We start from the raw sequence: 20,625 nt of genomic DNA, 5'->3' as shown, positions 1-20,625 counted from the left end.
TCAGCCGGAAACGCCGAGCGCGCGTATGAAATGATTGGAGCCGACCTGCTCGACGACAGTCGATTCCGGACGGCTGAGCGAGCGTACCTTTTCCGCTTGTTCGAGGAAACGCGCGCTTCCGCCCGTCACGAACGGCCGGCTGCCATCTGGAACGGCTGAAAGCAGCAATCTTGTATAGGGATGGCGCGGATCGGACAGAACCGCATCGGTGTCGCCCCATTCGACCATCTGGCCGGCGAACATGACGACGATCTCTTCGGCCACATGTGCGGCCGTTGCGATGTCGTGCGTGATATAGAGCATGGCGAGCTCATTCTCGCGTTTCACTTTCGCGAGCAGATCGAGAATGTCTTTGCGGATGGAGACATCAAGCATCGAGGTCGGCTCATCGGCAACCAGCACGCTCGGCGCGACGGCCAGCGCCCGAGCGATATTCACACGCTGCCGCTGCCCGCCCGAGAGTTCATGCGGGAATTTCTGCCTGGTCACATCGGGCTCCAGCCCGACGCTTGCCAGCAGGCGGGCAATCTCTTCGGGAAGATCCGCCCTGGAGCCGCTCTGCCGATGCAATTGCAGTGGCCGCGCCAGATGATGGCTGACCGTGAAGGCTGGGTTGAGCGACGAGAACGGATCCTGGAAGACCATCTGCACCTCCCTGCGGTACTGATGCTCATCCTTCGCCTCGCCGCGGGCGGTCAGATCCTGCCCGCGGAAAAACAGCCTGCCGCCCGTCGGTTTGTCCAAGCGGGCGATGATGCGGGCGCAAGTCGTCTTGCCGCAGCCGGATTCGCCGACCAGCGCCAATGCCCGCCCGGGAAAGAGCGAGAAGGACACACCTTTCAGCGCATGTACCGGGCCGAAATTACGCTTGATGTCTTCGAGCCGGATCACCGCGTCGGCGACAACAGGATTTGCCTCCGCTTTCATGCCAAGACTCCCGATAGATGCGGATTGCCCGGAAGCTGCGGAATGGCATTCCAAAGCTTGCGGGTATATTCGTGCCGCGGCGCTTGAGCGACCTGGCGAACATCGCCCACTTCGACGAGTTCGCCCTTCAGCATCACCCCGATGCGCTGGCAGAGCTGCGCCATCAGATGCAGGTCATGGGTGATGAAGAGCACCGAAAAACCATAGGTCCGCTGCAGATCGACGACCTGCTCGAGAATCTCCCGCTGCACGACCACGTCGAGAGCCGTCGTCGGCTCGTCCATGATGATGAGTTCGGGCCTGAGCGCCAGGCAGATGGCGATGACGATGCGCTGGCGCATGCCGCCGGAGAACTGGTGCGGGTAGTCGCCGATGCGATGTGTGGGGATGCCGACGAGGCGGAACATCTCCTCGCCGCGAGCCCTTGATTCCTCATGCGAGCAACCGGTGTGTCGGCGCAGAACGTCATGGAACTGCGCCTCGACCCGCATCAGCGGATTGAGTGAATTCATCGCGCTCTGGAAGACCATGCCGATGCGCTTCCAGCGGATTTTCTGCAACTCGCGTTCGGGCAGCCTCAGGAGATCCTGTCCGTCCAGCCGGATGCTGCCGCCGCTGATCCAGGCAGGCGCCTTGGAAAGACGCGTGATGGCATAGGCAATCGTGCTCTTGCCGCAACCGGATTCACCCGCCAGCCCGAAGATCTCGCCGCGGCCGATATTGAAGGAGACCTCCTTCACGGCGCGGAATTCTCCCTTGTCGATGAGGTAATCGACATTGAGCTTTTCGATTTCCAGAAGATTGTCGCTCATCGGCCAAGCTCCAGTTCCCTGTTGCGGGCACGGTTGAGGCGGAACCAGCGCGTCAGCGCCGGGCCGGAGCGCAGCTGCGGATTGGCGATCTCGTCGAAGGTGAAATTCAAAAGCGCAAGACCAAGCCCCGTCAGCGCGATGCCAACTGCCGGCACCCCGATGTCCCACCATGCGCCGACCATGATCGCCGAGGAATTCTGGGCATTGTAGAGCATCGTGCCCCAGGAGACCTTCAGCGGATCGCCAAAGCCCAGATATTCGAGCGTCGTCTGGGCAACGATGGCATAGATGATGCTGCCGACGAGGTTGATGCCGATCAGCGTCGTCAGGTTCGGCAGGATTTCCACGAAGATGATGCGCCAGGCCGGCTCTCCGATCATCTTGGAGGCAGTGACGAAGTCACGATTGCGAAGCGCCATCGTCTGCGAGCGTGTCATGCGGGCGCCCCAGGGCCAGGAGGTCAGCGCGATGATCGCCATGATCGTCATCGGCCCCACCGTCCCGGCGAAGGAGGCGAGCAGGATCAGCAGCGGCATGTTGGGGACAACAAGCACGGCATTGGTCGCAAGATCGAGCACCGCATCGGTCCTGCCTCCGGCATAACCGGCGACGAGGCCGATGGCCGTGCCGAGAACGGTGATGGCAATGCCCGTGGCAAAACCGACGGAGAGAGAGCTACGGGCGCCCCAGACGAACTGGCGATAGACATCTCGCCCCATCTTCGTCGTGCCCATGACATGTTCGATCGACGGCGGTTGATGCGAGCGCCCGACACGCGCTCCCGGTTCGCCGGGCGCAACGATCGGCGCAAACAGCGCCATCAGCCACAGAGCCACAATGATGATGAGGCCGGCCAGCGCTTTCTTTTGCCTGAGGATGGGCCGCAGCGTAAAGCTCATCATACGGCCTCCCGCAATCTGGGATCGACGAGCCCGTAGATGATGTCGACGAGGAAGTTGGCACCCAGCGTCGCGAGCGTCATCAGCAGCAACTGTCCCTGGATGACAGGATAATCGCGGGCGATGCTCGCAGTATAAAGTGTCAGTCCCAACCCCGGATAGTTGAAGACGATCTCGGTGACGATCGAGCCGCCGAAGACGGCGCCGAGCATCAGCGCCAGGTTGGTCAAAACGGGAAGCATGGCATTGCGTGCGCCGTAGCCGAACATGACGGTGAGGTGGCTGAGCCCCTTGGCGCGCGCCATGGTTACATAGTCCTCGCCGAGTACCGAGATCATCGACGAGCGCATCGTCGTCTGGAATTCGCCGATCAGGAACGGCGAAAGCGTCAGGACCGGCAGGATCGCATGGGCGAACACGCTGCCAATGAAGGTGAAATCGAAGGCGGGATCGAGGTTGGGATCATAGGCATATCCCACCGGAAACCAGCGCAGTGAGACCGCGAAGACGAAAAGTGTCGTCAGTGCCACGATGACAGGCGGCACCGAAATCATGATCACGGAGAGCGGCGAGACGATCGTGTCGAAGCGTCCGCCGCGACGCCAGGCCGAGATCGCGCCGAGCACGACACCGACGCAGAGCGAAAAGATGATCGCGGTGGTGACAAGGAAGACTGTCCAGAGCGTCGAACGGCCAAGAACCTGGACGACGGTCTGGGGGTAATATTTGACCGAGACGCCGAGATCGAGGGTCGCCAACCCCTTCACGTAATCGACGAACTGCCAGAGCATCGGCTGGTCGACCGCGCCGAAGCGCGCCTTGATCGCCTCGACGGCGGCAGGTGTTGCCCGCGGGCCGAGCTGGGCGACCATGGCATCGACAGGACTCCCCGGCATGAGCCGGGGAAGAATGAAGTTCATGACGATGGCGAACGCCAGGGCGACCGCATAGACGCCGAGGCGCCGGCTCGAAACGCGCATTTCCGCTCCCTCGCGAGGCTTATTGGACCGGCTTGAGGCGCAGCAGATGCATCAGGCGCATGCGGTTGTTGTCATGGTCCTCCGGATTCATGACGGGATCCTTGTCGGTGACCCAGCCGGTGAAGCGCTTGCTGGAGAACTGATACCAGGTCGGCCCGTTGAATACCGGCACGACAGGGAAGTCGTCGGCAATCAGCAGCTGGATGTCGTTGAAGATCTTCTTGTGATCGTCCTCCGACGTCGCCTTCAGATACTGATCGAAAAGCGCGTCCAGCTTCGGGTTCGAATAGCGCGAGGGCGCGCCGGTGATGCGCCCGCCGTAAGCGGTCGACAGGCTCTGGTAATAGCCGCGGAATGGCGTTGCCCCGTCGGCGCGGGAGTTCATGACGACCTCGAAGCTGCCATCGATGATCTGCTTGCGCCATTGTTCATATTCCGGCGTGGCAACGGACGCGTTGATGCCGGCTGCACGCAGGCCTTCGACCGCAATCTGGACCGCATCGATCCAGTCCGTCCAGCCGTTCGGAACGATGATCGGGAAGGCAATCGGCTTACCGCTCGGCGTGGTGCGGAAGCCGTCGGCACCCTTCTTGTAGCCGGCATCGTCGAGGATCTTGTTGGCCTCCTCGGTATCGAAGCCCATGAAGGCGTCCTTGTCGCCTTCGGCGCCCTTGTTGCGCCAGGTCTCAAAACGCGGCGGCAGGCCGGTCGCATGCACGTTGACGACAGGATAGCCGAAGCCGGCAATATCGACCATCGACGCGCGGTCCATGGCGAGGCTGAAGGCATGGCGGAAGTTCAGATCCTTGTAGGCCTCGAGGTTGCCTTCATTGCCGCTCTTGAAGTTCATCTGGAAGGCGACGGTTTCGGCCGGCGGCTGCCAATAGCCGTTATGGTCGGGATCGAGCGGGACGAAGGTCTTGTCGATCTGCGGAATGAAGGATCCGATCCAGTCCATGTTGCCTTCCGGCAGGATGGCAAGCATCTGGTCGTTGCCTGAGATCTGCGGCAGCCTGAGGCAATCGACATGCAGCGAGGCGGCATCCCAGTAGTTCGGGTTGCGGCACTGCTCGTAGACCTGCGGCGTGAAACGGCGCAGCTCCGTCATCGGGCCGGAACCGACCGGCTTCTCGTTCTTGAAGGCGACCGGATCGGAAACGTCCTTCCAGATATGCTCGGGAACGACGGCGAGATCGGCAAGCGTTTCCGGGAAATCGGAGTTCACCGCCTTGAGATCGATCCTGACCTCGGTCGCCGACGGCGCCTCGACGGAGGCAATGGTTTCGCCGACGCCGACAGTGTCGAGCGCGGGGTTCTTCAGCATGAGATCGATCGTGTACTTCACGTCAGCCGACGTCAGCGGCTGGCCGTCGGACCACTTCAGACCAGGCCGCAGCGTATAGGTGACTGATTTCATATCCTCGGAGAACTTATAGTCGGTCGCCAGGCGAAACACCGGCTTGCCGCCATCCTCGGCATTGAAGATGACCAGGGGCTCGTAGATGAAATCCATCGTGCTCTGCCGGCGGCCGGCAAGGTCGAACGGATTGAAGTTCTGAACCCAGCTGCTCTGCTCCTCGATATGCATCGTCAGCACTGACTCTGCGGATGCACCCCCCGCCCCAAAAACGACGAGCGCCGTCAGAGCGGTTGCCGCCGCAAAGCCAGCGCGCACGGAATTGTTGCGGATTGCACTCTTGCTCAATCTCATTCAATCGTTCCCCTTGTTGCTTATTTTTGAAGTCAATCAAATTGATTTAATATTGATAGTCAGTTTCCTGCCGACACGTCAATTGCCGATTTCAAACTTTTTGCAACGGCCTCCGAGCCGCTTACCTGCGTTGTTTTGTAAGGATAATTCCGGCGTTAATAATTAATGTACCTTTAAGTACCATAATTGTTTCAACGATGGCGAATCGACCGGCTCGAACATTGGTCGATAAGCATGAGGCTGCTCGCCACGGCCGGGATGTTCCCCGGGATGCAACACATTCAACTTCTAAGAGCGGGTCGAATTTCCCATGACGAGCATCAATACGAACAATTCAGCGATGTCTGCCCTTCAGACGCTGCGCAACATCAACTCCAGTCTCGAAACGACACAGAACAGTGTTTCTACCGGCTATCGGGTCGACACCGCATCCGACAATGCCGCCTACTGGTCGATCGCAACCACGATGCGGTCCGACAACAAGGCGCTCTCCGCCGTGTCCGACGCGCTGGGCCTTGGCGCAGCAAAGGTCGATACTGCCTATACGGCCATGGACAATGCGATCGACGTTGTCGACGAGATCAAATCCAAGCTTGTCGCAGCGACCGAGGACGGTGTCGACAAGTCCAAGGTCCAGGAAGAAATCAGCCAGCTTCAGGAACAACTGCTGAGCATTGCCCAGTCGGCGTCGTTCTCGGGTGAAAACTGGGTCGCGGGCGCGGATGGCACGAAAAGTGTCGTATCGTCCTTCGTTCGCGACGGCTCCGGCGCCGTTTCCGTTAAAATGACGGAATACGCTCTGGATACCAGCTCCACGGGCAATGTGTTGTTCGGCATGAGCAGCGGGACGATCGATACCGCGTCCGGCATCCTCGGAACGGCTGATGCAAACGGCGATTCCGTCTATTCGCTTGATATCACCGACTTCACCACCGGTCAGATCCAGTCGGCGCTGTCGACCATCGAATCCGCACTGTCGGCAATGACCTCTGCCGGTGCGCAACTAGGTTCGATCTCGACGCGCATCGATCTGCAGGAAGACTTCGTCAGTGCGCTTTCCGATTCGATCGACTCGGGTGTGGGCCGGCTGGTCGACGCCGACATGGAGGAGGAGTCGAGCAAACTCTCTACCTTGCAAACACAACAGCAGCTTGCGATCCAGTCGCTATCGATCGCGAATTCGTCGTCGCAGAATATCCTGTCGCTCTTCCGCAGCTAAGCGCCGGACATATAGGGCGCTCGGAGCAAATCCGTTGGTGACACGATCGAGCCTGGCCCACCCGGTCAGGCTCGATCGCGTTCAACTCACTCGTGCAAATTTGTGTCGGCGGGTCCCTATCCCTCCTGTCCTCATCCGAACTATGGTGTCGCGATCGGCGAAATCGCGGTTCACTTCCGAGCCATGCTGTCCGTCGTCTCGATCGCAACCACGATCGGCCTTAGTCTTCGCACCCCAGGGCGGAGAACGCAGCGCGCGGGATCATCGCATGTCGGAACGACTTGAATCTGCCCGTCCTGATGAAACGCCCGCCATCGTCTGGCTCGGCTTCCTGGCGATGTGCGTCGGCATGTTCATGGCGATCCTCGACGTCCAGGTGGTGGCGACATCTCTGCCGACCATCCAGTCAGCGCTGGGCATCGATCCGGATCAGATGAGCTGGATACAGACGGCCTATCTCATCGCCGAGGTGGTGGCGATCCCGCTCACCGGCTTCTTGACCCGGCTGTTGACGATGCGATGGCTGTTCGTCATTGCCATCAGCCTGTTCGTCGCAGCCTCCGCCGGCTGTGCGGCGAGCGGCAGCTTCGGCGAGTTGGTGGCCTGGCGGGTGCTTCAGGGTTTTTCCGGCGGAACGCTGATCCCATCGGTATTTTCAGCCGTGTTCATCCTGTTCCCGAACGAGCGGCAGGCGCTTGCGACGACGATCGCCGGCGTGCTTGCGGTGCTTGCTCCAACCGTCGGACCGATCGTCGGCGGATGGCTGACGCAGACCTATTCCTGGCACTGGCTGTTCCTGATCAACATCATCCCCGGTATCGTCTCGGCAATCCTGGCCGCACGGTCCCTGCCGCGGCAGGCGACCGATCCGTCCGAACTGAGGCATCTCGATGGTCTGTCGCTCCTGCTGATGGCGACCGCGCTGACGACTTTGGAACTCAGCCTGAAGGAGGCGCCGACGAGCGGCTGGATCTCGGCCTATGTGCTCAGCCTGCTCACCGTCTGCCTTGCTTCGGGAGGCGTCTTCGTCTGGCGAACGCTGCGCCGAGGCAGGCCGATCGTCGATCTCGGCAATTTCGGCGATCGGAACTTTCTCGTCGGATCGGTTCTGAGCTTCGTGCTCGGCATCGGCCTCTTTGGCTCGGTCTATCTCATGCCGGTCTTCCTCGCTTTCATCAGGGGGCATGACGCGCTTGAGATCGGCATGACGATGCTGGTCACCGGCATCGCGCAGTTGGTGACGGCGCCGATCGCGGTCGCGCTGGAGAAGCGCATGGATGCGCGGCTGCTGTCGGCGGCCGGTTTCGCGCTCTTTGCGATCGGCGTCGGGATGAGCGCGTTTCAGGATCCTCGCACGGATTATGACGCGATGTTCTGGCCGCAGGTCGTGCGCGGCGTCGCCATCATGTTCTGCCTGCTGCCGCCGACGCGGCTGGCGCTCGGCACACTTCCGCCAGATCGCATTCCCGATGCCAGTGGACTTTTCAACCTGATGCGCAATCTCGGCGGGGCGATCGGCATCGCGCTGATCGACACCATCATCTACACGCGCTCGGAACCGCTGGGACAGGCCCTGTGGACCCGTCTTCAAGCCGGCGACATCGAGGCTGGGACATTCGTCGGCGCGCCTCCGCAGACCATATCGGCACATAGCGGCAGCTTCGATGCAGATACCATGGCGCTGCTCGATCCGCTGGTCCAGACCGCGGCTAGCGTCCAGGCGATCAACGAAGCCTGGATGATCGTCGCTATCCTGACCGGCTGCGCCCTGCTCTCAGTGCCCTTCGCCAGGCGACCGGCCTCAACGTGAAAACCATGGTGAGAAGTTGCCGATCTTCCGATCTCCGGTAAGATTTCTCTCAATCATTTTGCGTCATCTTCCAGTTCCCTTCTGAAGCCAATCGACGAGATCTCAATGGCCACGGACCTTACGCGCAGTTTTCAAATGCCCCGACGCGAAGAGCTTGGCCTCTTCACGATCAGCAACGGATCCGGCCTGTCGATAGCGGCCCTGCCGAACGGCACGCTGTTTGCCATCGAATATGCCGACGACAAGGGATCGGTGCAGATCAACCAGATCCAGGGCTCGCCGCTCACCGGCGGCATCGGACGGCTGTATCTGCGCATCGGCGGTGCGGCACCTGATGTCGTCGAGATTGTCGGGCCTCGCGCTAATGGCAGCTTCGGGCACGATACGACGAGCTTCTCCTGGAGCGGCAAGAGAGGCGATATCGGCTACACCGTCCGCCTCGAGCTTCATCCCTCCGAAACGGCCTGGTTCTGGCGTGTCTCCATCCGCCATCTGAAGGATGGAGCGCTGCCGGTGGATCTGGTACTGATCCAGGACGTCGGTCTCGGCGACCGCGGCTTCCTGATGAACAGCGAAGCCTATGCATCGCAATATGTCGATCACCATATCACCGATCATGAGACATTCGGCCCGGTCGTGATGAACCGGCAAAATCTCAAGCAGTCGGGTGCCCGCAACCCCTGGCTCGTGCAAGGCTGCCGCGATGGGGCGGCTGCCTATGCCACGGATGCCATTCAGCTGGTGCAGGCGAAGGACCGCCTCGACGATCGGCTGGTCGGCCCTTTCGGCACCAGCCTGCCGAGCAAACGGCGGCAGCAAGAGACGGCGTGTCCCGCCATCCAGTCGAAATCGCTCTCCGTGCCGGCAAGCGGTGTGACCGCGACCTTCTTTGCCGTCTTCGCCGCCGATCATCCCGAAGCGTCGAGCGATGCCGACCTTTCACGACTTGACGCGCTTGCGGCGACCAACAGTGCGGCTGCCGATATCGAGGAGGTCACGCCGGTCTGCAGTCTGCTTCAGGATGCTGCCTTGCTGAAGGCCGAGGCGCTGGACAAAAAGGCGATCAGCCAGCTCTATCCGGAGCGGAGCCTGGAAGAGCGCGTCGACGGAAAGCTTCTTTCGTTTTTCGTGTCGGACGGCGTTTTGAACCGTCATGTGGTCCTGCGCGACAAGGAGCTCATGGTGGCGCGCCGTCACGGCGCGATCGTCAGAAGCGGTGAGAATATGCTGCTCGACGATGCGACGCTTGCCGCGACCTGCTGGATGCAGGGCATTTTTGCGGCGCAGCTGACGATCGGCAATACGTCTTTTCACAAGCTCTTTTCCGTCTCCCGTGACCCCTACAATCTGACGCGCGCCGGCGGGCTGCGCATCATGGCGGATGTCGGCGCCGGCTGGCAGCTTCTGGCGGTGCCGTCGGCTTTCGAAATGGGACTCAGCGATTGCCGTTGGATCTATCGCCTCTCCGAACGCACGATCATCGTATCGGCAGTCGCCTCCGGCGAGGATGCGGCGATGCAGTGGACCGTCTCTGTCGAGGGCGAGCCATGCCGCTTCCTGGTGTTTGGTCATGTCGTGCTCGGCGAGCGCGAATATGACGCGGGCGGGCAGATCGCATTCGACACCTTAGCCAAGCGCATTCTTTTCCGGCCGGACCCGGCCTGGCTCTGGGGCGAGCGTTATCCCGATGCCAGCTATTGGCTGGTGAGTTCGACGCCCGATGCCATCGAGGAGATCGGTGGCGACGAATTGCTCTATAGCGACGGGATGGCGCGCAACGGCGCCTTCGTCGCACTGCGATCGCGACCGACGCAGACGCTTTCCTTTGCCGTCGTCGGCTCGATGACCGATGCGGCGGAGGCCGAGCGCCTGGCGCAACGATATGAGGCCGGCGTCACCGGTGATGCCATGCTTGCGCCGGCATCAAAATTCTGGCGGAACGCCGTGCGCGGCGTGACGATCGCCAGCACCTCGCCCGACCTTGCCGCGCAGACGGCCCTGCTTCCCTGGCTCGCGCATGATGCCATTGTGCATCTGAGCGTGCCGCACGGCCTCGAGCAATATACCGGTGCTGCCTGGGGTACGCGCGACGCCTGCCAGGGGCCGATCGAATTCCTGCTCGCCTACGAGCATGACCGCGAAGCCAAAGAGGTGCTGAAGACCGTCTTCAGCGAACAATACCTGGAAAAAGGTGACTGGCCGCAGTGGTTCATGCTGGAGCCCTATGCCAATATCCGGGCAGGCGATAGTCACGGCGACATCGTCGTCTGGCCGCTGAAGGCGCTCTGCGACTATATCGAAGCGACCGGCGATCTCGCCATCCTCGACGAGAAAGTCTCCTGGCGTGATGAAAAGACCATGGCCCGGGCACCGGAGCCCGACACCATCGCAATCCATGTCGAGAAGCTGCTCGATACCGTTGGCGAAGCTTTCATCCCGGGAACGCATCTGATCCGCTATGGCGAGGGAGACTGGAACGATTCCCTGCAGCCGGCCGATCCGCATCTGCGCGACTGGATGGTCAGTAGCTGGACCGTTGCTTTGCTCTACGAGCAGATCGTCCGTTATTCCGCGATCCTGCGCCGCCTCGGCCATGGCGACAAGGCCAAGGGCTTGAGGAAGATCGCAACGGCGATGCGCCGGGATTTCAACCGCCATCTCGTGCGTGACGGTATCGTTGCCGGCTACGGTATCTTCGATCCCAGCCATGATGGTGTCGAATTGCTGCTGCACCCGAGCGACCGGCGCACCGGCCTGCATTACTCGCTGATCTCGATGACGCAGGCGATGCTCGGCGGCCTCTTTACGCCGGTTCAGCGACGCGATCATATGAAGCTGATCGAAGAGCATCTGCTCTTTCCCGACGGCGTGCGGCTGATGGAAAAGCCCGCGACCTATGCCGGCGGCCCCGAGACACTGTTTCGCCGCGCCGAATCCTCCTCTTTCTTCGGGCGCGAGATCGGGCTGATGTATGTACATGCGCATCTGCGCTACTGCGAGACGCTGGCGCTGGAGGCGGACGTGGACGAACTCTGGAAGGCGATCGCTGTCGTCAATCCGATTTCAGTCACATCAGCGCTGCCGCATGCTTCGCTGCGCCAGCGCAATACCTATTTCAGCAGCAGCGACGCGGCTTTCCATGATCGTTATCAGGCGGCGGCCGAGTGGGAGCGGGTCAAGGCGGGAGAGATCGCCGTCGACGGTGGATGGCGCATCTATTCAAGCGGCCCCGGGCTCTACACCAGAAGCGTCGTCGAAAATATCCTCGGCTTCAAACGGCGCTTCGGCCGACGCAAACGCAAACCGCTTCTTCCCGCGATCCACGCCTCGGTCGATCTGCAAACCGACCACGCCGCCTGGCTTCGGCTGATGAGACCGAAGCCTGAGGTGTGAAAAGGATTATGCCGTAGCGTCGCGCAACTCCTCGAAGCGCGCGGCGCTCTTCGACAGGTGGCTTCGGATGGCGCGGCGCGCGGCGGGCTCGTCGCGGTCGCGGATTGCCGCGAATATGGCATGGTGTTCCCTGCGCATGCGCGCCGCATGGCGCTTGCGCTCGGCTGATGTCATCTTGTCCAAGCGCGCCCACTGCCGCGGCACCATGATGTTGCCGAACGTGTCGAAGAGGCGGCCGTAATAGGAGTTCTGTGTCGCGACCAGAATGGACCTGTGGAAGGCGTAATCCTCCTGCGCGCCGTATCCGCCCTCTTCGAGCGCCTTGTCGAGGGCATCGAGACGATCCTGCATGCGGTCGATATCCTCCTGCGTGCGCCGCAGCGCGGCAAGGCCGGCGGCTTCGTATTCGATCCCCATGCGCAGCTCCAGCACGCGCAGAACCTCGTCGATCGACTGCAGGTCGTTCGGAATGATCGAGAAGGATCTCGGTGTCGGATCGTTCGAGACGAAAGCCCCAAGGCCTTGCCGTGTGGTGATCAACCCCTTTGCACGCAGGGCGGCAAGCGCTTCGCGAACGATCGTCCGGCTGACGCCGGTCGCCGTCATGATCGCCTGTTCGGTCGGCAGGCGCTGGCCGGGCTTCAGGTCGCCGGACTCGATTTGCGCCGTCAACATATCGGCAAGGTTGCTGCGCAGGTTCGGCGCCTGCTGAATGGTATTGAAGACCGCGTTGTCCTTATCTGCCATCCTGTTTCGAAATCCTGGTGTCGAGGCGGCTGCGCCGACCCCGTTTCCTGTTCGCATTCCGCATCTACGCCGATACGGTGGGCAGCAGCCCTAGCGCATAACCCCGAAAACCGGAATCAATTTTCGGGGTTATGCGGAGAGTCGAAGCGATAGAGCATCCTTAGCCCGCCTGAAAAGAGGCACGGCGTGAGACCGATCAGCGCGCCAGCCAACCGCCATCGACGGGCAGCACCGTTCCATGCACGTAGTCGGACGCCGACGATGCCAGGAATACGGCCGCACCGCCGAGTTCGGACGGCGTTCCCCAGCGCCCGGCCGGGATGCGGGCAAGGATGGCGGCATTGCGGTCGGCATCCTCGCGCAGCGCCGTGGTGTTGTTGGTCACGAAATAGCCCGGGGCAATGGCGTTGACGTTGACGCCCTTGCCGGCCCATTCGCAGGCCAGCAGCTTGGTCAGGCCGGCGAGGCCACTTTTCGAGGCGGTATAGGACGGGATCCGGATGCCGCCCTGGAAGGAGAGCAGCGAGGCGATGTTGATGATCTTACCCCTGCCCTTGTCGACCATGTGGCGGCCGGCGGCCTGCGACAGGAAGAAGGCAGTCTTCAGGTTGACGTCGATCACCGCGTCCCAGTCTTCCTCGGTGAAGTCGAGCGCATCGGCGCGGCGGATGATGCCGGCATTGTTGACGAGGATGTCGAGGCCGCCGAAGGTCTGGATGGTCTCAGTGACGATCCCCTTCACCGGTTCGATGCTGGCAAGATCGGCCTTGACGACATGAAAGCGGCTTCCCGCTTCCTTCACCAGCGCCTCGGTTTCGTCCATTGAGGAGCGTCCGACGGCGACGATCGACGCACCGGCCGCTGCCAGTGCGGCCGCGATGGCCTGGCCGAGCCCTGTATTGGCGCCGGTGACGACGGCAACCCGGCCGGAAAGGTCGAAGGGATTTGCCACGACGCTCACCTCAGATCCGCAATGGCGATATGGTCCATGTCGGTAAAGCTCTTATTGTCGCCGGCCATCGCCCAGATGAAGCTGTAATTCTTGGTGCCGGCGCCCGAATGGATCGACCAGGGCGGCGAGATGACCGCTTGTTCGTTGGCGACAAGCATATGCCGGGTCTGCTGCGGCTCGCCCATGAAGTGGAACACACGCTGTTCCGCTTCGAGATCGAAATAGAGATAGGCTTCCATGCGGCGGTCATGCGTATGGGCCGGCATGGTGTTCCAGACGCTGCCCGGTTCGATCATGGTGAAGCCCAGGGTGAGTTGGCAGGATTGGCAGACTTCCGGGTGGATGAACTGGTAGATCGACCGCTTGTTGGCTGTGGCGGCTTCGCCCGGCGTCAGGTGACGGGCCTTTTCGCGGGTGAGCAACACGGTTGGATGGGCTTGATGCGCTGGCGTCGAGACCAGATAGAACTTTGCCGGATTGGCAGCATCCGCGCTCTCGAAGCTGACGTCCTTGGCACCCTTGCCGACATACAGGCAATCATATTTGGCAAGATCGTAATTCGTGCCGTCGACGATGATGCGGCCGGCACCACCGATGTTCAGGGCGCCGAGTTCACGTTCGGCAAGGAAGGTTTCCTGTCCGATCGCCGTCGGCGCCGTCAGCGTCAGCCCGGAGCCGAGCGGCGTCGCGCCGCCGATGACCATTCGGTCGTAATGCGAATATGTGAGCCGGATCTCGCCGCTCGCGAAAACGGTTTCCACCAGAAAGTGACGCCGCAGCGTCTCCGTGTCGAAATCACGCACGGCCTCCGGATGGGAGGCGTGCCTCACGTCGATCTGCATGTCAATTTTCCTTCCGCTTCATTGTCGCCAGGGGTCGTCGCTATTGCGGAAGCCGGTCTTGTCCGGCCTGTTCCGCTGCGGCGGTATCCATCCGGTTACATAGTTGTACGACAAGTTTGGTGTCAACAGGTTTGTCGGCGCTCGCTTGAGGAGACGCAAGGCCCGCAAGAGCACGAAAGAAAATCTGGGAATAGACAGGAGAATTTGCGGAGATGATGACGCCATCATCAAGCGATGATCGCAAGCGGCCGCTTCGGCACGGGCCGGTATTTTCTTGGGCCAAAACGAAAAAGCCTGCCGCGGGAGGAGGTGCGGCAGGCTTTCGAAAAAAACCGAACGACAGCTGGGAGGAGGAGTGCTGTCATTCCACAGACGACCCTGGGAGGAGGATGGGGCGCCTGTATATCGAAGGGACGCGGGAGGAGGTGCATCGCTTCGATAGAAATAATCATACTTATTTCTTGCTCAGTTGATAGGCATTTCTTTGCAATGCAGCTATGCGCTATGCGAAAAGCGGGCGGCTTGATCACCCTGCTCCATCCGCCGGACGCACAAAAGCAAAGCGCCCGCTCGGGAGGAAGCAGGCGCTGGCATAGTCTCGAAGATGCTTGGTCTAATTTGCCGTTAGCGGGCGATGGCCGCGCGGGCGACGTTGCGGATTTCGCTGCGGCCGATGCCGAGGTCGTCCAGTTCGCGTGCGGACATACGACCCAGTTCAGCGACCGTCTGACGGTACTTGCGCCAGTTATTGAAAGAGCGTGCTACGTTCATGATGATCCCCTTTCGTGGGCTTTCGAAGCTCAGCTGCCAGTCCTTGGCGCTTCGTTCGCTTCGATGAGTTGTATATAATATGAGACCTCTGACTATTACAGCGCCAATGCATCACTGCACCTATGCAGCAATTGCATGGATCGTCATATCTGGTAGCGATTTCCCGATCAGGATCCGAACCGCTTCGCGGTCAGAGTTTGAAACGATCGAAGGCCGTCAGCCGCACGATCGGCGGCTCCGCTTCTTTCCACCGGTAAATTTCCGAACGCAGATAGGAAAGCTCGTCGCCGAGATCCTCTTCGCCGACTTCTATCCACCAGGACTTCAGACGGCCGTCGCTGCCGTCAGACCAGCGATAACCCCTCGCTTTCAGGTGGTCCTTCATCTCGAACGGGCTGTGTTCGGCAAAGATGCGGATGCGCGAGCGCTGGCTGGCGCGGTAGAGCTCGGTGAACGGGCTTTCACCGTCGCGCTGCTCTCGATCGAGGATTTCCAGGAGCGCGTGGCAGTCGTCCACGGCGCGATGGCCTTCATGGAAATACCCGGCCTGGCCGACGAGATAGCCGAGTTTCGTGCCCTCGAAGCCGCGGGCGCTCCAGTCGATCTCCGAAACCGAGCATGCCCAGGCCTTGCCGGCGAAAATCGTCGAGAAGGCCTCGCAGAACGGCCGGTCGAACCCGGCATTGCGGGCAATAATTAGATCCGCCGGTTCGATCAGCGCTCTCAGAGATTGGATATCGATGAGCTGTCCTTCGACCATCGCATCGGTGATACCCGTCAGCCGGGTGACCTCGGGCGGGATCGGTCGGGACGGCTGTTGCAGGCCGCCATAAATGCTGATGATATCGCCGATTGCCCCGTCATCGTTGAACGTGAAGGCGACGGCGCCGATTTCGATGATCTCGTCGCTGCGGTGGTTGAGACCTGTGGTCTCCGTATCGAGAATGACGCCGAGCTGTGAAAACCCGGGCCGCCTGACTGACGCAACCGGCCGTGCGGCCAGCTTTCTCAAGATGCGATAGTTGCCGCTCTCTTCCAGCGTCCGCGCCATGTCTTCATCAGAGTAGGCGGTCGGTTGGGAAGGTTGCCGGCGCACTGGACCGCGCACCTTGGCAATCGCGGGCGATGCCTTGGCAAACATGTCGAGTTGCGAATCTCTGTGCACGCTCATCGACTCTATATGTCACGGAGACGCGATTTAATCCATCGCACGACAGCGCCGCGCGTCTTTTCGCGAGCCACAAAGGACGCGGTAGCCCTTAGTATTATGCAGTCGCCAGGCGCGGCGGCGTATGAACGCCTGCCGTTTTGTCCGGCGGGAAGCTCAGCCGGCAGACCGCCCCGGGATTGCGGTTGTCGATCGTCACCTCGCCGCCGTGCATGCGCAGGATGTCACGAACGAGATTGAGGCCGAGTCCGGCGCCGCGTCCGTCGTGATGGCGCTTGAAGAAGGGCTCGAATATCCGATCCCGCATATCGGCGGGAATGCCCGGTCCCTCGTCGCTGACCTCGATCCAGTTGCAGCCGGCGGTCAGCGCGATGATGCCTTTCCTGCCGCCGTGGTTGATCGCGTTCTGCAGGATGTTCATCAGGGCGCGTTGCAGGGCCAGAGGATCGCCGTCGATCTGGCCGGCGCCGTCGACATCGAACTGCACCGTATAGCCGGCGGCAAAGGCCAGCGGCGCCATTTCGATGATGACCTTCCTCGCCAGTTGGCCGAGATCGACCTTGGTGAATTGGACCTTGCCCTGCTTCAGTCGCTGAAGATCGAGCATCTGCTCGGTGAGAACGGCGAGCCTTGCGGCATCTTCCAACAGGTCGGTCTTGATCGAACTGTGCGGCAGGGATCCAATTCTCGTATTCAGAATGGCGATCGGCGTGCGCAGCTCATGGGCGGCGTCGGTCAGAAACCGTTCCTGCCGCTCGTAACCCTCGTCGAGACGGCCGAGCGCACGGTTGACGGCGCGCACCAGCGGCGCGATCTCTTCGGGAATATCGTTGGCCGAAAGCCGGCCGCCGCGCTGGTCGATATCGATCGTATCGGCCTCGAGCGCGGCCTGGTCGATCCCAACCAGCGACCTTCGCACGACGAGTGGCGTTGCGATCAGCGCACCCAACGCCATCACGGCGACGACGGGGATGACAAGCTTCGCAAGGATCAGCGAAACGCCGTACAGCATGAAGGTGAGCGAGTTGGGGCCGTCGGTGCCCGTCAGAAACTGCACCTGTCCACCGTCCGTCGCAATCCACTTCATTCGGACAGCCGGACGGTCGCGGTCGCCGAGATTCGAGCCGAACCTCGCCTGGCCGACATGATCGAGCGTATTGCCGATGGTGGCATATTCTTCCGGAATCCGGCCCTCGGTCAAAACATGTCCCTGCATGTCGCGAATGGTGTACCAGAGATCGGGCGCATCTTTCCGCAGCTGTCGCAGATCCTGCGTTTCCCTCAGGCTCAACTCTCCGGTGGGCTGGCGGAAGACGGCCTGGCGCAGGATCTCGATCGTGCCCTCCGTCGACCTGTAGTCGAATATTTTCCCGACCGAAATCAGCACGATCATCACCAGGATGAGCACGACCGACTGTACGGCAAGAAGCCGCCAGAACAGTCGCTTGTGCAGCGAATAGGAGCATCGTTTGCTCATGATGCTTCACGCAGGAGATAACCCACGCCCCGGATAACGTTGATGACCACGCCCGCTTGCGACGCTGCCAGCTTGCGCCGCAGCCGCGATATATGGGAATCGAGCGCGTTCGACTGGATTTCGTCGTCGAATCCGAAGACCGCCTCCATCAAGGCCGGCCGCGGCACCATGCGACCGGCCCGGCGCACCAGGCATTCGAGCACCAGCGCCTCCCGGCGTGGCATTTCCAGACGCTGGCCGCAGACGATGATGTCGCAATAGGTCGGATCGAACGAAAGCCGGCCGATCGAGATAAGCGCCGGGCGCAAGGTTTCTGAGCGGCGCATGACGGCACGCAGCCGCGCCAGAAGTTCGTCGAAGACGAAGGGTTTGGCGAGGTAATCGTCGGCGCCGGTCTCAAGGCCGGTGATCTTGTCTGGAACCTCTCCCTTGGCGGTGATGACGATGATTGGCAGCGTCAGCCCCCTATTTCGGATCTTCGGAATGAGTTCAAGGCCGTCGCCGTCGGGCAGTTGCCGATCCAGGAGGACGGCGTCGTAGGCGCCGTCGCCGATCACCAGCTCGGCGTCGCATAGGGTCGAAACATGATCCATCACCATGTCGTGCCTGGTGAGCGCGCCCCGCAGCGCCACGGCCATTTGAGGTTCGTCCTCGATCAATAATATGCGCATCTCACATTCCTATCGGGGGCCGTCGATCCACAGGAGGTGACCATATCACCTCAGCGAGGCCCGCAGCAGCGGTTGCGCATCGAATTCAAGATCGCCGCCTCGTAGCAAAGGATCCTATCCATCATCATGCACGGTGCTGCTCGATCAGGGCCATTGGCTGGTACCTGCGGCTGATGCGATAGACCGCAGCCGGCGGGATATTGCGCAGGGTCCAACCGATCCTCTTCGAGACGAGACCGAGGGAGTCGAGGATTTCGATGGGCACCGGGCATTTTGGGCCGTAGGTGAATTGATAGAAGGCACCATGCGGCCTGAGGTTGGAAAAGCAGCCCGCGAGCAGCGCCCGCACATCGTCCGGCCGCATGGCAAGAAGCGGAAGCCCGCTGACGACGCCGCCGAAGAAACTTCTGGAAAGCGCCGTCTTCCACATCTCTCGCACGTCCAGCTGCAGCACCCTGGCATCGGGAAAACGGTCTTGAAGCATCGTGGCGATATCCCGTTCGTATTCGATTAGAGTCAGATCGCGCTCTGCAATGCCGCGTTCCAAAAGGGCCGAGCTGAAAACGCCGGTGCCCGGGCCGAGTTCGAGAACCGGCCCGGTTAGCGCAGAAATTTCCTTGGTCATCAGGCCCGCAAGGCGGGGGCCCGATGGCGTGATCGAGGTGATGCGCAGCGGCGCGCGCAGCCAGGCAAGAAGAAAGCGTCGTCGATCGAAACGTGGCATTGGACCTTCACAGTGGCTGATTGATCCCACCCATGAACCGGCTCAACATTGCAACAGTCTGTCATGTCGCATTCACTGTGACGCAGACGCTGATTTTTATGCCTGAGACGCCACCTTCCGCTGTGCTGTTCTGAGCCCATTCCGATCGATCCAGCTTTTGATTTCGGCGGCAATCGCCTCGGGCTGGTCCTCGGGGGCAATGTGGCGCGCTGGCCCGCAGCCCCTGATTTCCAGGCCGGCGATGGTGTCGCGGCACCACGAAATCATCTCGCTACCGATCAACAGCGTTTCGGCAGGCCCGTCGAAGGTCAGCAGCAGCTTGGGAGTTTGAGGACTGGCGGAAAGCCAGCGGTCATAACTCTCGATCCTGGCGACGACATCGGCCGGCTCGCCGTTGATCGGCATGGCGCGCGGCCATTCCAGCAGCGGGCGCCGGCTGTCGCGGTCCGGATAGGGGGCGCGGTAGACGTCCCAATCGGCATCGCTGAGCCCTTTCAGCGTGGTCGCGCGCAAGGCCTGTTCGATGAAGAAATTTTCGTCGAGGACCTTGGCCTCGCCGGTTCCCGTACCCCGCAACAGTTCATAACGCGCTTTTCCGCCGCCTGGCAGATCCTCCCAGCTCATCGGCCGCAGGATGGTTTCCATGAAGGCGATGCCGCGCACCCGTTCGGCGTGGCGTGAAGCCCAGTCGAATGCCAGCGCGCCGCCCCAGTCGTGGCCGACGAGCACGACGTCGTCGAGGTCAAGCGCATCGAACCAGGCGTCGAGATAGGCGATGTGATCGCCATAGCGATAGCCGATATCGGGTTTGCCGGATCGTCCCATGCCGATGAGATCGGGCGCCAGGCAGCGGCCGGGCCCGATAACGGGCATGATGTTCCGCCAGAGATGCGATGAGGTGGGATTGCCGTGCAGGAAGACGATCGGGTCGCCCTCCCCCAGTTCCTCGTAGGAGATGAACGAGGTGAGAATATCGATGGTCGGCATATGGAGCTCCGCGCTTTCGTGCTATATAGGCAGGCGACTGTCCATTTATCATATAGACAGTTACCTGTCTATATTGTTGCGCGGGGTTTCATGTCGTCTTCTTCCCTTGGCCTGTTGTTGCGTCTGGTCCATCAGCATTGGACGCAGGCCGTCGAAGCGGCACTCGATGAGGCAGGCTACGGCGATATCCGCCCACCGCATGCCAACGTTTTCACTTTCGCGCGGCCCGAGGGCATCCAGGTCAGCGAGCTGACCAAGCTCGCCCGTGTGCGTAAGCAGACGATGACGCAGGCTGTCGAAGAACTCGAGCGCCTGGGTTATGTCGAGCGCCGGCCAGATCCGAACGATCGGCGCGGCCGGCTGGTGTTTCTGACGGAAAAAGGCCAGGGGGTCAGGCCGATAGCGATGGCGGCGGGCCGGAGCGTCGATGAAAGCTGGGCTGCCTTGACCAGCCAGCAGCAGATGGACGATTTGCGGACAGCACTCCGGCGGCTGCTGGAGCAGCTGCAATAGCGAAGCGGGGCTGGCTTGAGAC

18 protein-coding genes are annotated in these 20,625 nt (G+C 61.3%); 4 read left to right on the top strand and 14 right to left on the bottom strand.

The genetic code is table 11. The annotated features are described in order from the left end of the window. From BS629_RS23595 to BS629_RS23575, 5 genes are read right to left on the bottom strand one after another with little or no spacing between them, the layout of a single operon-like run. Entirely contained in the window at nucleotides 1–927 is a 927-nt protein-coding gene (locus BS629_RS23595; RefSeq protein WP_018246108.1) for an ABC transporter ATP-binding protein, read from the bottom strand. Beyond that, on the bottom strand, nucleotides 924–1,739 hold the full coding sequence (locus tag BS629_RS23590; RefSeq protein ID WP_018246109.1) for an ABC transporter ATP-binding protein: 816 nt from the start codon (nucleotides 1,737–1,739) through the stop codon (nucleotides 924–926). The genes BS629_RS23595 and BS629_RS23590 overlap by 4 nt, the downstream gene beginning before the upstream one ends. Next, nucleotides 1,736–2,638 carry an ABC transporter permease gene (locus BS629_RS23585; protein WP_018246110.1) on the bottom strand — a complete coding sequence of 301 codons (903 nt, stop codon included), beginning with the start codon at nucleotides 2,636–2,638 and terminating at the stop codon, nucleotides 1,736–1,738. The genes BS629_RS23590 and BS629_RS23585 overlap by 4 nt, the downstream gene beginning before the upstream one ends. Beyond that, nucleotides 2,638–3,618, bottom strand: coding sequence for an ABC transporter permease (locus BS629_RS23580; protein ID WP_018246111.1), 981 nt, complete (start codon nucleotides 3,616–3,618; stop codon nucleotides 2,638–2,640). Before BS629_RS23580 ends, BS629_RS23585 begins: the two co-directional genes overlap by 1 nt. A gap of 19 nt (nucleotides 3,619–3,637) precedes the next feature. After that, complete coding sequence (locus BS629_RS23575; RefSeq protein WP_018246112.1) at nucleotides 3,638–5,329, bottom strand: ABC transporter substrate-binding protein; 1,692 nt, start codon at nucleotides 5,327–5,329, stop codon at nucleotides 3,638–3,640. Nucleotides 5,330–5,639: 310 nt separating this feature from the next. Here BS629_RS23575 and BS629_RS23570 point away from each other — a divergent pair, with 310 nt between their 5' ends. The 3 genes from BS629_RS23570 (at nucleotide 5,640) to BS629_RS23560 (ending at nucleotide 11,751) form a co-directional block, all read left to right on the top strand. Further along, nucleotides 5,640–6,548 (top strand): flagellin N-terminal helical domain-containing protein, encoded by a 909-nt coding sequence (locus BS629_RS23570; protein ID WP_077988518.1) that lies wholly within the window; start codon nucleotides 5,640–5,642, stop codon nucleotides 6,546–6,548. Between the two features lie 268 nt (nucleotides 6,549–6,816). Further along, nucleotides 6,817–8,358: a DHA2 family efflux MFS transporter permease subunit gene (locus BS629_RS23565; protein WP_018246114.1), complete on the top strand. Its 1,542-nt coding sequence runs from the start codon at nucleotides 6,817–6,819 to the stop codon at nucleotides 8,356–8,358. 105 nt (nucleotides 8,359–8,463) lie between these two features. Next, the gene (locus BS629_RS23560; protein ID WP_018246115.1) at nucleotides 8,464–11,751 is read left to right on the top strand and encodes a GH36-type glycosyl hydrolase domain-containing protein; all 3,288 of its coding nucleotides are present in this window, start codon (nucleotides 8,464–8,466) and stop codon (nucleotides 11,749–11,751) included. Between the two features lie 6 nt (nucleotides 11,752–11,757). On the opposite strand, the gene BS629_RS23555 is transcribed toward BS629_RS23560, so the two are convergent. From BS629_RS23555 to BS629_RS23515, 9 genes are all read right to left on the bottom strand, one after another. After that, nucleotides 11,758–12,498 carry a FadR/GntR family transcriptional regulator gene (locus tag BS629_RS23555; protein WP_018246116.1) on the bottom strand — a complete coding sequence of 247 codons (741 nt, stop codon included), beginning with the start codon at nucleotides 12,496–12,498 and terminating at the stop codon, nucleotides 11,758–11,760. A gap of 196 nt (nucleotides 12,499–12,694) precedes the next feature. Continuing rightward, complete coding sequence (gene kduD, locus BS629_RS23550) at nucleotides 12,695–13,459, bottom strand: 2-dehydro-3-deoxy-D-gluconate 5-dehydrogenase KduD (protein ID WP_018246117.1); 765 nt, start codon at nucleotides 13,457–13,459, stop codon at nucleotides 12,695–12,697. Next, a complete protein-coding gene (gene kduI, locus BS629_RS23545) occupies nucleotides 13,456–14,292 on the bottom strand; it encodes a 5-dehydro-4-deoxy-D-glucuronate isomerase (protein WP_018246118.1) in 837 nt (278 codons plus the stop codon). The genes kduD and kduI overlap by 4 nt, the downstream gene beginning before the upstream one ends. A 624-nt stretch (nucleotides 14,293–14,916) precedes the next feature. Next, a complete protein-coding gene (locus BS629_RS23540; protein ID WP_003548073.1) occupies nucleotides 14,917–15,063 on the bottom strand; it encodes a DUF1127 domain-containing protein in 147 nt (48 codons plus the stop codon). Nucleotides 15,064–15,253: 190 nt separating this feature from the next. Further along, nucleotides 15,254–16,234 (bottom strand): 3'-5' exonuclease, encoded by a 981-nt coding sequence (locus tag BS629_RS23535; protein WP_018246119.1) that lies wholly within the window; start codon nucleotides 16,232–16,234, stop codon nucleotides 15,254–15,256. A 94-nt stretch (nucleotides 16,235–16,328) separates the two neighbouring features. Continuing rightward, entirely contained in the window at nucleotides 16,329–17,708 is a 1,380-nt protein-coding gene (locus BS629_RS23530) for a sensor histidine kinase (protein ID WP_018246120.1), read from the bottom strand. Further along, nucleotides 17,705–18,379 (bottom strand): response regulator transcription factor, encoded by a 675-nt coding sequence (locus BS629_RS23525; RefSeq protein WP_018246121.1) that lies wholly within the window; start codon nucleotides 18,377–18,379, stop codon nucleotides 17,705–17,707. Before BS629_RS23525 ends, BS629_RS23530 begins: the two co-directional genes overlap by 4 nt. A gap of 124 nt (nucleotides 18,380–18,503) precedes the next feature. Next, on the bottom strand, nucleotides 18,504–19,103 hold the full coding sequence (locus BS629_RS23520) for a class I SAM-dependent methyltransferase (RefSeq protein WP_018246122.1): 600 nt from the start codon (nucleotides 19,101–19,103) through the stop codon (nucleotides 18,504–18,506). A gap of 96 nt (nucleotides 19,104–19,199) precedes the next feature. Then, entirely contained in the window at nucleotides 19,200–20,090 is an 891-nt protein-coding gene (locus BS629_RS23515) for a haloalkane dehalogenase (RefSeq protein ID WP_018246123.1), read from the bottom strand. Here BS629_RS23515 and BS629_RS23510 point away from each other — a divergent pair, their 5' ends adjacent. Continuing rightward, nucleotides 20,091–20,603, top strand: a complete 513-nt coding sequence (locus BS629_RS23510) for a MarR family winged helix-turn-helix transcriptional regulator (protein ID WP_018246124.1) — start codon at nucleotides 20,091–20,093, stop codon at nucleotides 20,601–20,603. The last annotated feature ends 22 nt before the right edge of the window (nucleotides 20,604–20,625 follow it).

It is taken from the genome of Rhizobium leguminosarum bv. viciae USDA 2370 (assembly GCF_002008365.1).
Classification (GTDB): Bacteria; Pseudomonadota; Alphaproteobacteria; order Rhizobiales; family Rhizobiaceae; genus Rhizobium; species Rhizobium leguminosarum.
The sequence above is the reverse complement of the archived record's forward strand: the minus strand, read 5'-3'. Positions and strand labels throughout refer to the sequence as shown.

Excerpts from the sequence above, each read along its gene's own strand:
- BS629_RS23595 (WP_018246108.1), bottom strand. The coding sequence starts at position 927 with ATGAAAGCGGAGGCAAATCCTGTTGTCGCCGACGCGGTGATCCGGCTC.
- BS629_RS23590 (WP_018246109.1), bottom strand. The coding sequence starts at position 1,739 with ATGAGCGACAATCTTCTGGAAATCGAAAAGCTCAATGTCGATTACCTC.
- BS629_RS23585 (WP_018246110.1), bottom strand. The coding sequence starts at position 2,638 with ATGAGCTTTACGCTGCGGCCCATCCTCAGGCAAAAGAAAGCGCTGGCC.
- BS629_RS23580 (WP_018246111.1), bottom strand. The coding sequence starts at position 3,618 with ATGCGCGTTTCGAGCCGGCGCCTCGGCGTCTATGCGGTCGCCCTGGCG.
- BS629_RS23575 (WP_018246112.1), bottom strand. The coding sequence starts at position 5,329 with ATGAGATTGAGCAAGAGTGCAATCCGCAACAATTCCGTGCGCGCTGGC.
- BS629_RS23570 (WP_077988518.1), top strand. The coding sequence starts at position 5,640 with ATGACGAGCATCAATACGAACAATTCAGCGATGTCTGCCCTTCAGACG.
- BS629_RS23565 (WP_018246114.1), top strand. The coding sequence starts at position 6,817 with ATGTCGGAACGACTTGAATCTGCCCGTCCTGATGAAACGCCCGCCATC.
- BS629_RS23560 (WP_018246115.1), top strand. The coding sequence starts at position 8,464 with ATGGCCACGGACCTTACGCGCAGTTTTCAAATGCCCCGACGCGAAGAG.
- BS629_RS23555 (WP_018246116.1), bottom strand. The coding sequence starts at position 12,498 with ATGGCAGATAAGGACAACGCGGTCTTCAATACCATTCAGCAGGCGCCG.
- kduI (WP_018246118.1), bottom strand. The coding sequence starts at position 14,292 with ATGCAGATCGACGTGAGGCACGCCTCCCATCCGGAGGCCGTGCGTGAT.
- BS629_RS23540 (WP_003548073.1), bottom strand. The coding sequence starts at position 15,063 with ATGAACGTAGCACGCTCTTTCAATAACTGGCGCAAGTACCGTCAGACG.
- BS629_RS23535 (WP_018246119.1), bottom strand. The coding sequence starts at position 16,234 with ATGAGCGTGCACAGAGATTCGCAACTCGACATGTTTGCCAAGGCATCG.
- BS629_RS23530 (WP_018246120.1), bottom strand. The coding sequence starts at position 17,708 with ATGAGCAAACGATGCTCCTATTCGCTGCACAAGCGACTGTTCTGGCGG.
- BS629_RS23525 (WP_018246121.1), bottom strand. The coding sequence starts at position 18,379 with ATGCGCATATTATTGATCGAGGACGAACCTCAAATGGCCGTGGCGCTG.
- BS629_RS23520 (WP_018246122.1), bottom strand. The coding sequence starts at position 19,103 with ATGCCACGTTTCGATCGACGACGCTTTCTTCTTGCCTGGCTGCGCGCG.
- BS629_RS23515 (WP_018246123.1), bottom strand. The coding sequence starts at position 20,090 with ATGCCGACCATCGATATTCTCACCTCGTTCATCTCCTACGAGGAACTG.
- BS629_RS23510 (WP_018246124.1), top strand. The coding sequence starts at position 20,091 with ATGGAGCTCCGCGCTTTCGTGCTATATAGGCAGGCGACTGTCCATTTA.